This window comes from Streptomyces sp. NPDC032198, assembly GCF_040636975.1.
In the GTDB taxonomy this organism is placed as follows: Bacteria; Actinomycetota; Actinomycetes; order Streptomycetales; family Streptomycetaceae; genus Streptomyces.
On sequence record NZ_JBEZVL010000014.1, the window covers coordinates 98,448 to 111,528 of the forward strand.

The following is a 13,081-nucleotide window of genomic DNA, read 5'->3' on the forward strand; positions in this document are numbered from 1 at the left end:
CCTGCGGCTACAGGGCTTCCAGCGTGGTGCGCAGGTCGGCGGCGCGAGGGCGGTTGTGGGGCAGCCTGCCGAGGACGGCGGCCATGCCGCAGGTGTCGGTGACGGCGGAGTAGACGAGGCCCGCGCCGACCCCCGCGGCCAGCCAGCGCGCGGCCCGGAAGCGGGTTCCGGCCGCGAGGCCGATGACCACCAGGGACCCGGCGGCGAGCCGCACCTGGCGCTCCATCGGCCAGGCCGCCGGGGCGCCCTCCGAGGGGTGCAGGGGGTGACCCTGTTCGGCCCAGGCGGTGGTGCCACCGGCCAGGGTGGCGGCGGGGATGTCGGCGGCGGCCAGCTCGTCGCACGCGGAGGCCGAGCGGTTTCCGGAGGCGCAGACCATCAGGAGCTCACCGCGGGCGGCGGCGGCCTTGAGCTCCGGCAGCGCCATGTGCAGGTGGTCGACGGGGATGTTGTGGGCCCCGGGAAGGTGACCGGAGGCGTACTCGCCGGGGGTGCGGACGTCGACGACGGTGTAGCGGTCGAGGCGGGCGGCCGCCTCGGCGGGCGCCAGATCGGTGGGGGGAGTCATGTGGAGGTGTCCTTTCGTTGATCCAAGGCTCTCACTCCAGCAGGGTACAATACCCCCCAGGGTATTTACGGTGGGCGGCGTGCGGCTGGAGACGGCGGCGGACGAGCTGAAGTCCGTGCTGAACCGGCCGCGCCGGGCACAGGGCCAGATCGCCGGGATCATCAAGATGATCGAGGACGGCGGGACTGCGAGGACGTGATCACGCAGCTGGCCGCGATCGGATGCGGGCCCGCCTGAAGAAGCCGTTCCTCTCCCTGGCCTGACCGCTCCTGGCCTGACCTCCTGTAGAGCCGCATGCCTGTGCCGCACCCGGACGGGTGCGGCACAGGCCTTCGGCGGTGTCCGTCAGCTCTTCGGCATCAGGACCGTGTCGACGATGTAGACCGTGGCGTTGGCCGTCGGGACGTTGCCGCAGACGACGTTCGACGTGTCGTTGACCTTGTACTCGGTGCCGGAGCCCGCGGTGGTGAGCTTGCTCTTCTCCAGCGTCTCGAAGGAGCCGTTCTCCAGCTGCTGCGGCTTCAGCTTCTGACCCACCACGTGGTACGTGAGGATCTTGGTCAGCTGCGCCTTGTCGTTGAGCACCTTGTCCAGGTCGGCCTTGGGAATCTTGGCGAAGGCGTCGTTGGTCGGCGCGAACACCGTGAGGTCCTTGGCGTTGTTCAGGGTGTCGACAAGACCGGCCTTCTTGACCGCGGTGACCAGGGTGGACAGGTCCGGGTTGTTCGACGCGGCGGTGGCGACCGGGTCCTTCGCCATCCCGTCGAAGGAGCCCGCGCCGCTCTTCGGGACCGACGAACAGGCCGGTCCGAACGGCTCGTTCGCCTTCATGGCGTCGTCCGGCGTGCTCGCCTTCGCACTGGGCGTGGAGTCCGCGGCCTTGGTGTCCTTGTCGCCGCTGTCCGAGCACGCCGTCAGCGCGATCGGCAGCACGGCCGCGGCGGCGACGGCGACCGCGGCACGGCGGATTCGGGTGGAGTACATGGACATGGGGGTTCTCCTTGCGTCGTTGCATGGCATGCGTGGGGGGTGGCTGGGAGCGGACGGCATCAGGGCACGGGAGCCACCACCCGGTACCGCCCGGTGGCGCCATCGGAAGCGGCCCCGGCGCCATCGGCACCGGGCTCCGGGCTCCGGGCTCGACGGCCGTGCGCTCCGTCCCCTCGTCTTCCGTTCTTCGCTCACACAGGGAATTCGTCACCCGGCGGGCCGTGGATTGGTCACAGGTGCGCCTTCACCCGATCGGGCACTCAAGCCCCTCTGGTTGCCGGGCGCCCCTTGGCCCCTCAGGCTCCGCGGGCCTGCTCGAAGCGGGCGCGGGCCTCGGCCAGTTCGACGACCGGTTCGGGATAGTCGACGTCCGCCCGGTCGTCGTCCGGGAGTTTCCACGGCTCGTGGACGTACCGGTCCGGGACATCGGCGAGTTCCGGCAGCCAGCGGCGTACGTAACGGCCGCCCCGGTCGAAGCGCTTGCCCTGGACGACGGGGTTGAGGACCCGGTTGGGCCGGGTGTCGGTGCCCGTGCCCGCAGCCCACTGCCAGTTCATCTGGTTGTTGGCGACGTCACCGTCCACCAAGAGGCTCAGGAAGTGCCGGGCACCCACCCGCCAGTCGACGTACAGCGTCTTGGTGAGGAAGCTCGCCACCACCAGGCGTCCCCGGTTGTGCATCCAGCCCTCATGGCGCAGTTGGCGCATCGCCGCGTCCACGAAGGGGTAGCCGGTGCGCCCCTCGGTCCAGGCGGTGATCTCCTTCTCGTTCGTGCGCCACCGGTCACCGTGCGAGCGGTAGTCGTGGGCCGCCGCCTCCGGGCGGGCCGCGAGGACCTGGTGGTGGAAGTCCCGCCAGGCCAGCTGCCGGACGAACGCCTGCGCCCCCGGGGAGCCCTCGCGGTTCGCCCCGTGGATGACTTCGGCCGCCGACAGGGTGCCGAAGTGGAGGTGGGGCGAGAGGCGTGACGTCGCATCGCCCGCGACGTCGTCCTGGCCGTCCTCGTAGCCCCCCACACCGCCGTTCAGCCAGGCCCGCAGCCGCCGTCGTCCGACGCTCTCGCCGCCCGCGTCGAGTCCCGGTGAGACGCCGGTGACCTCCGCGCGCTTGAACACCGGCTCCGACTTCACGTCCGCGACCCGCACCGTGCGCGGAGCGGCCAGGAGATCCCGTACGCCTTCCGCCGCCCAGCGCCGGAAGTACGGGGTGAACACCGCGTAGTGGTCCTTGCCCGCGGGGAGCACCTCCCCCGGGGCGACCGCCGTGACCACCGCGTCGTGCACGGCCAGCTCGCAGCCGGTGTCGTCCAGCGCGGCCCGCAGCCGCTCCTCGCGCCGTGCCGCGAACCGGCTCACCCCGGCCGCGAGGTGCAGCCGCTCCGCCCCGGTCTCCTTGACCACCCGGAGGACCTCGTCGACGACGTCACCGCCGCGGACCACGAGGCGACCGCCGCGCTTGCGCAGCCCCGCGTCGAGATCCTCCAGGCAGTCGGCGAGGAAGGCACGCCGGTTCGGCACGGCGAAGCCCGTGGCCCGCAGCCCGTCGTCGTACACGAAGAGCGGGACGATCCGGTCGGCTTCATTCAGCGCTGCCCGTAGCGCCGGGTTGTCGTGCAGGCGCAGATCGGACGTGAACAGGACGATCGATACGGTCACTTGCTGCGGCTCCTCATGCCGTGGGGAAGTTCATCAGGGCCACCGGGTCGGACGTCGGCTCCTTCGAGCCGCCCGTCGGCTCCACGGTGATGCCGATGCCGGACGCCTGGTCCACCGGGCCGTCCAGGAGCACGGCCTCGGTACTGCGGGCCCGATCCATCAGACCGGCCGAACGCATCGATCCGTCGTCGTTGAACCAGAGCTGATAGACCTTGCCCGACGGCGGCTCGGGCATCTTGGCCGCCACGAAGGCCGCTTGGTTGCGGCTCTTGGCGACCACGACCGTGCCGGTGGCGCCGTCGGTGAGCCGCGCGGTCGCGGCCTTGGCGTCCGGCGCCGCGAGCACCCGGGCCAGCTGTTCGCTCTGCCGCTGTGCCTCCTGTGCGCGTTCGCCCGCCTCGTCGGCCCGCTGGTGCTGCCATACGGCGATGCCACCGAACCCCGCGGCGGCCGCCAGGCACGCGGCGAGGGCGAAGCGGGAGAGCCGCCGTCCACGGCCCGTGCCACCGGTGGCCTTGCCCTGCGTGGGCGTGTGCGGCGGCAGTTGGCGGACCGTGGCGATGCTCCGCAGCACCTCGGTCTTCATGGTCGCCGGCGGGGTGACCGAGACGGCGCGGGCGAGACGCCCTGCCGTGGCGGCCAGTTCACGCACCTCCTGGGCGCAGGCCTCGCACTCCTGGAGGTGCCGCTCGAACTCCGTGCGCTCCTCGTCCGAGAGGGCGTGCAGGACGTACGCACCCGTCAGGGTGTGCAGATCGGCGGAGCTCATGCGCTCACCCCCAGGCAGTCGCGCAGCCGGATGAGACCGTCGCGCAGCCGGGTCTTGACCGTCCCGAGCGGCACGGAGAGGAGTTCGCCGACCTCACGGTAGGTCAGCCCCCGGTAGTAGGCCAGGGTCACCGACTGCCGCTGCCGTTCGGTCAGGGTGCGCAGACAGCGGCGCACCTGCTCGCGCTCGAGGCGCGTCTCGACCTGCTCGCTCACCTCGTCGAAGGCCGGCGTGCGTTCGAGCAGCGCCGCCTTGTGGTCACGCTCGGCCGCCGCCTGCACGGACCGCACCCGGTCCACCGCCCTGCGGTGCGCCATCGTGAGCACCCAGTTCATGACACTCCCCCGCTCCGGCCGGTAGCGGGCGGCGCTGCGCCACACCTCCACCAGCACTTCCTGGGCGACCTCCTCGGACTGGGCCGGGTCGCGCAGCACCGTGCGCACGAGTCCCAGGACGGGAGAGCAGACGACGTCGTACAGCGAGGTGAAGGCCTCCTGATCGCCGCGGGCCACCCGGCTGAGCAGCTCGGCCGGATCGGGTCCCGCGGAGGGAGCCCCGCTGATGTGCACCACTTCATTCACCCGGTGATCCTCCTGGACGCTGGTCGCCTTCAGAGGTGATTCGGAGCCGGTGCGTCGCCGGATTGGCCGTGGGTCACGATTTCCGGGCGGTTTTTGCGGTGCGCTGTTCGGCCGTCCGTGTGATGTTGCGCGCCATGCCGCCGAAGACGAGCGCGTGGAACGGCGAGACGCTCCACCAGTACGCGTGCCCAAGGAGGCCGCGCGGATGGAAGAGCGCCCGCTGCCGGTAGCGGGTGCGGCCCTTGTCGTCCTCTTCCGCGTACATCTCCAGCCAGGCGAGGCCGGGCAGCCGCATCTCGGCCCGCAGCCGCAGCAGCCGTCCCGGTTCGATCTCCTCGACCCGCCAGAAGTCCAGCGAGTCCCCCACCCGCAGCCGCTGGGCGTCGCGGCGTCCGCGTCTCAGGCCGACCCCGCCGACGAGCCGGTCGAGCCAGCCGCGCACCGCCCAGGCGAGCGGGAACGAGTACCAGCCGTTGTCTCCGCCCACGCCTTCCACGACGCGCCACAGGGCCTGCGGCGAGGCGTCCACGGTCTGTTCCCGCCGGTCGCTGTAGAGGCTGCCGCCCGCCCAGTCGGGATCGGTGGGCAGCGGGTCGCTGGGGGCGCCGGGCAGCGCGGCGGACGACCACCGGGTGCTGACCTGGGCGTCCTTCACGCGTTCGAGGGCCAGGGACAGCGCACGGTCGAAGGTGATCGGGACGCCGGGCGCGTCGGGGACGTACCGGGCGATGTCGTGTTCGTGGCAGATGACTTCGTAGCGCAGCGATTCCGCGAGCGGCCTGGCGATCGAGGCCGGTACGGGGGTGATCAGGCCGACCCAGTGGCTGGAGAGACGCGGGGTCAGCATGGGCACCGGCAGGATGAGGCGGTGGGGCAGCTTCGCCACGACCGCGTACCGGCTCATCATCTCGCGGTAGGTGACGACGTCGGGGCCGCCGATGTCGAAGGCGCGGTTGACCTCGTCGGGCATGGTGGCGCTGCCGACCAGGTAGCGCAGGACGTCGCGCACGGCGACCGGCTGGATCCTGGTGCTCACCCAGCTCGGCGTGACCATGACCGGCAGGCGCTCGGTGAGGTAGCGCAGCATCTCGAAGGAAGCGGAGCCGGAGCCGATGATGACGGCGGCGCGGAGCATGGTGGTCGGCACGCCGGACTCCATCAGGATCCGGCCCACTTCGGCCCGTGACCGCAGGTGCGGCGAGAGCTCCTCCTCCGGGACGTCATCGGGGGTGAGTCCGCCCAGGTACACGATGCGCCGCACACCCGCGGCGCGGGCCTGCTCGGCGAAGATCCGGGCCGCCTTGCGGTCCGTCTCCTCGAAGCCCGACCCGGTGCCGAGCGCGTGGATGAGGTAGTACGCGACGTCGATGTCCCGCATGGCCGCGCCGACGGACTCGGCGTCGGAGGCGTCGCCGCGCACCACGTCGGCCCGCCCGGCCCAGGGGTAGTCGCGCAGCTTCTCGGGTGAGCGGGCGAGGCAGCGCACCTGGTGCCCCGCGTCGAGCAGCTCGGGGACGAGCCGCCCCCCGATGTATCCGGTCGCCCCGGTCACCAGGCAGCGCAGCCGCCGCGCGTCTCCGCCGTCGCCGCTGCTGCCGCCGTCGCCGTTGTCGCCGCCGTTCATGGGAACCTCCGGCCTCGCACGATGTCCTTGCCCTGCCCACCTTCCCCCGGTTGTGGCCTGTAGCGCGCGATCAGCGAACTCAGCGGGAACCGGCGGGCGGCCGTGCGGTGCTCTGCCGCAGGACGAGCCGCGTGGGCACGAGCGTGGTGCCGCGCTCGGGGGTGCTCTGCCGCATCTGGCGCAGGACGCCCTCGACGCAGCGGCGTCCCACCTCGGCGAAGTCCTGGTGGACGGTGGTCAGGGGAGGCAGGAAGGAGCCGGACTCGGGGATGTCGTCGAAGCCGATGACGCTGACGTCCCGCGGCACCTCGCGGCCACGCTCGTGCAGGGCGCGCAGCAGGCCGAGCGCCATCTGGTCGTTGGCCGCGAACACCGCCGTGCAGTCCTCCCGGCCGGCGATGCCGAGCCCGGCCCGGTATCCCGACTCCGCCGACCAGTCGCCGCGCACGAGGGGCGGCGGGGCGCATCCGGCCGCTTCGAGCGTCGCCCGCCAGGCGTCGGCGCGGCGTTGCGCGGCGTAGGAGTCCTCGGGCCCCGCGAGGTGCCAGACGGTCCGGTGGCCGAGGTCGAGGAGATGCCGGACGGCGTCGCGCGTGCCGCCCGCCTGATCGGTATCGACCACGGTGTAGCGGTCCCCCGCGTCCGAGTCGGCCACGACCACCTGGACGTGGGGCGGCAGGGAGAGGGCCGCCGCGTCGAGGAGGTGCTTCTCCATGATGACGATGACCGCGTCGACGGCGAGTTCCCCGAGCCGGGAGAACGCGCCCCGCACCTCGTCCTGGGTGGGGACGGCGACGGGGAGCAGGGTGACGGCGTACCCCTCCTGTGCCGCGGAGGTGGCGATCGCGTCGATGGTGCGTACGTTGCCGGTGGTGGAGAGGGTGAAGGTGATCAGGCCGATCGTGCGGAACTCGCCGCGCTTGAGGGCGCGGGCCGCGCTGTTGGGCCGGTAGCCGAGTTCCTTCATGGCGGCGAGGACCTGCTGCCGGGTCTCTTCGTTGACGCCCGGGAACCCGTTGGAGACACGGGAGACGGTCTGCGAGGAGACGCCGGCGAGGCGCGCCACGTCGGCCATGGACGCGCTCTGCCCGCGGCGCGCGGCCCCTTCCCGTTCGCCCTGGCCCCGTTCCCGTTCGCCGCGGGTGCCGCTCGCCGACGTGTTCTCCGGTGCTCCCGCTCGTGCTTCCACTGTCTCCCTCGCCCGTGCTTCCACTGTCTCGCCGCGTCCGCATCAGTCTTCTCGGACGGCTCTTGACCGTCGCCATCGGGGCAGTGTAGACATTCCGCCACTGAATGTTTACGTAAACATAACACCCCGCGGCACTCGGCCCAGGCCCTTGTCACAGCGCGATGTTTACGCAAACATCGCGCCCCGTGACGCCGGCTCCGAGATGGACGAGCGAGGAACGACATGACGACGCTTCACCTGCAGGGGGCCGCGAAGCGGCGTCCCGCCCGGCCCCCGGCGCCGCGGTACCGCCGGTCCTGGACGGGCTGGGGGTTCATCGGCCCCTTCGTGGCGGTCTTCGCCCTGGTCTTCCTGGCCCCCCTCGCCTACTCGGTCTACCTCAGCCTCTTCCGCGACCAACTCATCGGCGGCACCACGTTCGTGGGCCTAGACAACTACCAACAGGCCCTGAGCGACGGCCAGTTCTGGGCGTCACTGGGCCGGGTCTCGCTGTTCCTCGCGGTCCAGGTCCCGATCATGCTGGGTATCGCCCTGCTCATCGCACTCGCCCTGGACAGCGGCCGCCTGTACGGCAAGGACTTCTTCCGGATCTCGGTCTTCCTGCCCTATGCCGTGCCCGCCGTGGTGGCCTCGCTGATGTGGGGCTTCATGTACGGCACCCGCTTCGGGCTGGTGGGCGACATCAACGACGCCCTGGGCGTCTCGCTGCCCGACCCGCTCTCGCCCTCTCTGGTCCTGGCGTCGATCGGCAACATCGTCACCTGGGAGTTCGTGGGCTACAACATGCTGATCTTCTACTCCGCGCTCCGCGTCATCCCGCACTCCCTGTACGAGGCCGCGGAGATCGACGGCGCCGGTCAGATCCGCGTCATCACGGCCATCAAACTCCCCGCGATCCGCGGCGCCATGGTGATCGCGACGATCTTCTCGATCATCGGCAGCTTCCAGCTGTTCAACGAGCCGAGCATTCTGCAGAACCTGGCGCGCAACTCCATCACCACCGACTTCACCCCGAACCTCTACACGTACTCGCTCTCCTTCTCGGGCCAGCAGCAGAACTACTCCGCGACGGTCGCCATCGTCATGGGCCTGATCACGATGGTCATCGCCTACGTCGTCCAGCTGCGCGGCATGCGCAAGGGAGCGTGACCCGATGACCGGACCGAGCAGCCCCGTCACCACCGCTTCCCCGAGCGTCCCCGCACCGACCCGCGCCCCGGGCTCCGCACCCCGACTGAGGACACCCCGTGTCAGCGCGTCCCGCGTCCGCGCGTCCCGCCTGCACAGCGCGGGCCGCCCCCGGCGCAGCGTGCCGCTCACCGTGCTCACCGGCCTCGTCCTGCTCTACAGCCTGATACCCCTGGTGTGGCTGGTCATCAGCGCCACCAAGACCCAGCAGGGGCTCGCCGGTTCGTTCGGCCTGTGGTTCAGCGGGGACTTCGCCCTGTGGGACAACATCAGCACGACCTTCACGTACAACGACGGCGTCTTCACCCGCTGGCTGCTCAACACCCTGCTGTACGTGGTGGTCGGGGCCGGCGGCGCCACCCTCCTGGCAGTCCTGGGCGGCTACGCCCTCGCGAAGTTCGACTTCCCGGGCAAGCGCGCCGTCTTCGCCGTCGTCATCGGTGCCGTCGCCGTGCCCGGTACGGCTCTGGCGGTGCCCACGTTCCTGATGTTCAGCAAGATGGGCCTGACGGACACCCCCTGGGCGGTCATCATCCCCTCGCTCATCTCGCCCTTCGGCCTCTACCTGATGTGGGTGTTCGCCACCGAGGCCATCCCCACGGAGCTGATGGAGGCCGCCCGCATCGACGGGGCGAGCGAGCTGCGCACCTTCTTCCAGGTCGCTCTTCCCCTGCTCGCGCCCGGCACCGTGACCGTCCTGCTGTTCACGATGGTCGCGACCTGGAACAACTACTTCCTGCCGCTGATCATGCTCAAGGACCCGGACTGGTATCCGCTGACCCTGGGCCTGAACAGCTGGAACGCCCAGGCCTCGACAGCGGGCGGCGATCCCGTCTTCCACCTGGTGATCACCGGTTCGCTGATCACCGTCCTGCCGCTGATCGCCGCGTTCCTGCTGCTCCAGAAGTACTGGCAGTCCGGACTCGCCGCCGGAAGCGTCAAAGAGTAATACCCGCCTGCCAAATGCCCCCTTGTCGACCACGAAGAAGTGGAAGCATCGCCATGCCCCAGAACACCCGCCGCCTGCTGCGCGGCATAGGTCTCGTCTGCGCCCTCGCCCTCGGGGCGACCGCCTGCGGCGGCTCCGACGACGACGGCGCGAGCCAGAAGCAGGTCTCGGCCGCGGACATCGAGGCGGCCCTGAAGAAGGGCGGCAAGGTCAAGGTGTGGGCATGGGAACCCACCCTCAAGAAGGTCGTCGCCGACTTTGAGAAGGAACACCCCGCCGTCGACGTCGAGTTGGTGAACGCGGGTACCAACAAGGACCAGTACACCGCCCTGCAGAACGCCATGTCGGCGAAGAAGGGCGTCCCCGACGTCGCGCAGGTCGAGTACTACGCGCTGAGCCAGTACGCCCTGACCAAGTCCATCACCGATCTGACCCCCTTCGGCGCGGGCAAGCTCAAGGGCTCCTATTCGCCGGGCCCTTGGAACGCGGTGAAGTCCGGTGACGGCGTCTACGCCCTGCCGATGGACTCAGGACCCATGGCCCTCTTCTACAACAAGAAGGTCTTCGACAAGCACAAGATCAAGGTGCCGACGACCTGGGACGAGTACCTCCAGGCCGCCCGCAAGCTGCACAAGGCCGACCCGAAGGCGTACATCACCAGCGACACCGGAGAGGCGGGGCTCACCACCAGCCTGTTGTGGCAGGCCGGTTCGCGCCCCTACAAGGTCGACGGCACCAAGGTCGGCATCGACTTCTCCGACAAGGGCGCCCAGGCCTACACCAAGACCTGGCAGAAGCTCATCGACGAGAAGCTGGTCGCCCCGATCAACCCCTGGACCGACGAGTGGTACAAGGCCTTCGGTGACGGCACCATCGCGACCCTGCCCTCCGGCGCCTGGATGCCCGCCAACTTCGCCTCCGGCGTGAAGGAGGCCTCCGGCGACTGGCGCGCGGCGCCCCTGCCGCAGTGGACCGCGGGCGCCAAGGCGAGCGCCGAGAACGGCGGCAGCTCGCTCGCCCTGCCCGAGCTCGGCAAGAGCAAGGAACTCGCCTACGCCTTCGTCGAGTACGCCAACTCCGGCAAGGGAGTGCAGACCCGCATCTCGGAGGGGGCCTTCCCGGCGACCACCAAGGATCTGCGGTCCAAGGCGTTCCAGAACACGGAGTTCCCGTACTTCGGCGGCCAGAAGGCCAACAAGGTCTTCGCCGAGTCCGCGGCGAACGTCGCCGACGACTGGAAGTACCTGCCCTACCAGGTGTACGCCAACTCGATCTTCAACGACACCGCGGGCAAAGCCTACGTCTCCGGCACTCCCCTGACCAAGGGCCTGAAGTCCTGGCAGGACGCCTCCGTCAAGTACGGCAACGAGCAGGGCTTCAGCGTCCAGAAGTGACGCGGCGCGACCCTCCCTCCCTACATCCCGAGCACCACTCCGGAAGGACCACCATGCCCCCCACCCTCCCGTCCCGGCTGCTGCGCGGACCGGACGGTGCCGTCACCCCCGGGCTCGCGTACGGCGCCGACTACAACCCCGAGCAGTGGCCGCGCACGGTCTGGGAGGAGGACGTCCGGCTGATGCGCGAGGCGGGCGTCACCATCGTCTCCCTGGGGATCTTCTCCTGGGCGCGCATCCAACCGGCCCAGGACACATGGGACTTCGGCTGGCTCGACGAGATCATGGACCTGTTGCACGCGGGCGGCATCGCGGTCGACCTGGCCACCGCCACCGCGTCCCCGCCGCCCTGGCTCACCGCGGCGCATCCGGAGATCCTTCCGGTGACCGCCGCCGGTGAGACGGTGTGGCCGGGGGCGCGGCAGCATTGGCGGCCGACCTCGCCCGTCTTCCGGGAGCACGCGCTGCGCCTGGTGCGGGAAATGGCCCTGCGCTACGCCGGCCATCCGGCCCTCGTGGCCTGGCACGTCTCCAACGAGCTGGGCTGCCACAACATCTACGACTACTCCGACGACGCCGCGCGCGCCTTCCGCGACTGGCTGCGCGCCCGCCACACCACCCTCGACGGCCTCAACCACGCCTGGGGCACGGCATTCTGGTCGCAGCGCTACAGCGACTGGGAGCAGATCCTGCCGCCGCGGCTCGCGGCATCGCACCCGAACCCCACCCAGCAACTGGACTTCAAGCGGTTCTCGTCGGACGCGCTCAAGGAGTATCTGCGCGCGGAGCGCGACGTCCTGCGCGAGCTCACCCCGGAGGTGCCCGTCACCACGAACTTCATGGTGATGGGCGGCACCAAGGGCATGGACTACGCGGACTGGGCGGGCGAGGTCGACTTCGTCTCGAACGACCACTACGTCGTGCCCGGCCCGCAGGCCAGGGACGAGCTGTCCTTCTCCGCCAGCCTCACCAGCTCCGTCGCTGGCCACCGACCGTGGTTCCTGATGGAGCACTCCACCAGCGCCGTCAACTGGCAGCCGGTCAACCTGGCCAAGCGCGAGGGCGACCTCGCCCGCGACTCCCTGCTGCACGTCGCGCACGGCGCCGACGCCGTGTGCTTCTTCCAGTGGCGCCAGTCGGCGGCCGGTGCCGAGAAGTACCACTCGGCGATGGTGCCGCACGCCGGGGCCGACAGCGAGGTGTTCCGTGCGGTGACCGGCCTGGGGCGGACCCTGAAGGCGCTCGCGCCCGTCGCGGGCACCGGCCGCGAACCGGCCCGCGTGGCCGTCCTCTTCGACTGGGACTCGTGGTGGGCGAGCGAGCAGGACTCCCACCCCACCTCCCTTCTCGACTACCACCAGGAGGCCCTCGACTGGTACTCCGCGCTCCTCGCCCTCGGCATCCGCGCCGACGTCGTGACCAAGCGGACCGAACTCGCCCCGTACGACGTCCTGATCGCGCCCGTGCTGCACGTGGTCCCCGAGGCGCTCGCCAAGGACCTCACGCGGTACGCCGAGGGCGGCGGCCACCTGATCACGACCTACTTCTCCGGCATCGTCGACGAGAACGACCACGTGTGGCTCGGCGGCCATCCAGGGGCGCTGCGTGAGCTGCTCGGCATCCGCGTCGAGGAGTTCGGGCCGCTGCTCGCCGACGACACCGTGGCGCTGGACAACGCCACCACGGGCACGGTCTGGACCGACCGGATCACCATCACGGGGCCGGAGGTGGAGGTGCTCGCCCGGTACCGCACCGGTGCGTACGCCGAGCGCCCCGCCGTCACCCGGCGTGCCGCGGGCCGCGGTTCGGCGGCGTACGTCTCCACCCGGCTCGGCACGGACGGCCTCGCCGCCCTGCTGCCGGAGCTCCTCGCCCCGGCCGGAGTCGGCAGCGAACTGCCCGTCCCCGCGCGGGGACGCGTCGAGCTCGCCGTGCGCCGCGACGCGGACAGCCGCTATCTGTTCCTGGTCAACCGGACGGACGACACCGTGCCGCTGCCCGGACTGACCGGAGACGTCCTCGTCGGCGGCGCCCCGGATGCCGCCGGCGGCGGTCTCGTCCTGCACCCCAGGGAAGTCGCCGTCCTGCGACAGCCCACCCCCTGACACCCCACCCCCTCCTGTACAGCGCCACCCCGTCCGCGGGGCGTGCCGTCCTGCCCCGGTGCGGACGGC

The 13,081-nt window shown here is 70.8% G+C and carries 11 protein-coding genes and 1 pseudogene; 5 read left to right on the forward strand and 7 right to left on the reverse strand.

Annotation, left to right across the window (positions count from 1 at the left end; translation table 11 throughout):
* Nucleotides 1–7: 7 nt before the first annotated feature.
* Nucleotides 8–568 carry a rhodanese-like domain-containing protein gene (locus AB0E78_RS32330; protein WP_361840093.1) on the reverse strand — a complete coding sequence of 187 codons (561 nt, stop codon included), beginning with the start codon at nt 566–568 and terminating at the stop codon, nt 8–10.
* A 79-nt stretch (nt 569–647) separates the two neighbouring features.
* On the opposite strand from AB0E78_RS32330, the pseudogene AB0E78_RS32335 reads away from it, so the two are divergent.
* Nucleotides 648–831 (forward strand): annotated as a pseudogene (locus AB0E78_RS32335) (metal-sensitive transcriptional regulator).
* Between the two features lie 82 nt (nt 832–913).
* On the opposite strand, the gene AB0E78_RS32340 reads toward AB0E78_RS32335, so the two are convergent.
* From AB0E78_RS32340 to AB0E78_RS32365, 6 genes are all read right to left on the reverse strand, one after another.
* On the reverse strand, nt 914–1,552 hold the full coding sequence (locus tag AB0E78_RS32340; RefSeq protein WP_361840508.1) for a fasciclin domain-containing protein: 639 nt from the start codon (nt 1,550–1,552) through the stop codon (nt 914–916).
* Nucleotides 1,553–1,854: 302 nt separating this feature from the next.
* Nucleotides 1,855–3,213, reverse strand: a complete 1,359-nt coding sequence (locus AB0E78_RS32345; RefSeq protein WP_361840096.1) for a deoxyribodipyrimidine photo-lyase — start codon at nt 3,211–3,213, stop codon at nt 1,855–1,857.
* A 13-nt stretch (nt 3,214–3,226) separates the two neighbouring features.
* Nucleotides 3,227–3,982 (reverse strand): anti-sigma factor, encoded by a 756-nt coding sequence (locus AB0E78_RS32350; protein ID WP_361840099.1) that lies wholly within the window; start codon nt 3,980–3,982, stop codon nt 3,227–3,229.
* Nucleotides 3,979–4,563, reverse strand: a complete 585-nt coding sequence (locus tag AB0E78_RS32355; protein ID WP_361840101.1) for a sigma-70 family RNA polymerase sigma factor — start codon at nt 4,561–4,563, stop codon at nt 3,979–3,981. The genes AB0E78_RS32350 and AB0E78_RS32355 overlap by 4 nt, the downstream gene beginning before the upstream one ends.
* A 73-nt stretch (nt 4,564–4,636) precedes the next feature.
* Complete coding sequence (locus AB0E78_RS32360; protein ID WP_361840104.1) at nt 4,637–6,187, reverse strand: SDR family oxidoreductase; 1,551 nt, start codon at nt 6,185–6,187, stop codon at nt 4,637–4,639.
* Between the two features lie 79 nt (nt 6,188–6,266).
* Nucleotides 6,267–7,262, reverse strand: a complete 996-nt coding sequence (locus AB0E78_RS32365) for a LacI family DNA-binding transcriptional regulator (protein ID WP_361840510.1) — start codon at nt 7,260–7,262, stop codon at nt 6,267–6,269.
* A 336-nt stretch (nt 7,263–7,598) separates the two neighbouring features.
* On the opposite strand from AB0E78_RS32365, the gene AB0E78_RS32370 reads away from it, so the two are divergent.
* The 4 genes from AB0E78_RS32370 to AB0E78_RS32385 are packed head-to-tail and all read left to right on the forward strand — an operon-like array spanning nt 7,599 to nt 13,012.
* Entirely contained in the window at nt 7,599–8,525 is a 927-nt protein-coding gene (locus AB0E78_RS32370) for a sugar ABC transporter permease (protein WP_361840106.1), read from the forward strand.
* A gap of 4 nt (nt 8,526–8,529) precedes the next feature.
* A complete protein-coding gene (locus AB0E78_RS32375; RefSeq protein WP_361840108.1) occupies nt 8,530–9,513 on the forward strand; it encodes a carbohydrate ABC transporter permease in 984 nt (327 codons plus the stop codon).
* Nucleotides 9,514–9,566: 53 nt separating this feature from the next.
* Complete coding sequence (locus AB0E78_RS32380; RefSeq protein WP_361840111.1) at nt 9,567–10,907, forward strand: sugar ABC transporter substrate-binding protein; 1,341 nt, start codon at nt 9,567–9,569, stop codon at nt 10,905–10,907.
* Between the two features lie 53 nt (nt 10,908–10,960).
* Entirely contained in the window at nt 10,961–13,012 is a 2,052-nt protein-coding gene (locus tag AB0E78_RS32385) for a beta-galactosidase (protein ID WP_361840114.1), read from the forward strand.
* The last annotated feature ends 69 nt before the right edge of the window (nt 13,013–13,081 follow it).

Bases quoted from the DNA above. Each gene is read 5' to 3' on its own strand.
- AB0E78_RS32330 (WP_361840093.1), bottom strand. From the start codon at position 568: ATGACTCCCCCCACCGATCTGGCGCCCGCCGAGGCGGCCGCCCGCCTC.
- AB0E78_RS32370 (WP_361840106.1), top strand. From the start codon at position 7,599: ATGACGACGCTTCACCTGCAGGGGGCCGCGAAGCGGCGTCCCGCCCGG.
- AB0E78_RS32350 (WP_361840099.1), bottom strand. From the start codon at position 3,982: ATGAGCTCCGCCGATCTGCACACCCTGACGGGTGCGTACGTCCTGCAC.
- AB0E78_RS32360 (WP_361840104.1), bottom strand. From the start codon at position 6,187: ATGAACGGCGGCGACAACGGCGACGGCGGCAGCAGCGGCGACGGCGGA.
- AB0E78_RS32375 (WP_361840108.1), top strand. From the start codon at position 8,530: ATGACCGGACCGAGCAGCCCCGTCACCACCGCTTCCCCGAGCGTCCCC.
- AB0E78_RS32340 (WP_361840508.1), bottom strand. From the start codon at position 1,552: ATGTACTCCACCCGAATCCGCCGTGCCGCGGTCGCCGTCGCCGCCGCG.
- AB0E78_RS32385 (WP_361840114.1), top strand. From the start codon at position 10,961: ATGCCCCCCACCCTCCCGTCCCGGCTGCTGCGCGGACCGGACGGTGCC.
- AB0E78_RS32365 (WP_361840510.1), bottom strand. From the start codon at position 7,262: ATGGCCGACGTGGCGCGCCTCGCCGGCGTCTCCTCGCAGACCGTCTCC.
- AB0E78_RS32380 (WP_361840111.1), top strand. From the start codon at position 9,567: ATGCCCCAGAACACCCGCCGCCTGCTGCGCGGCATAGGTCTCGTCTGC.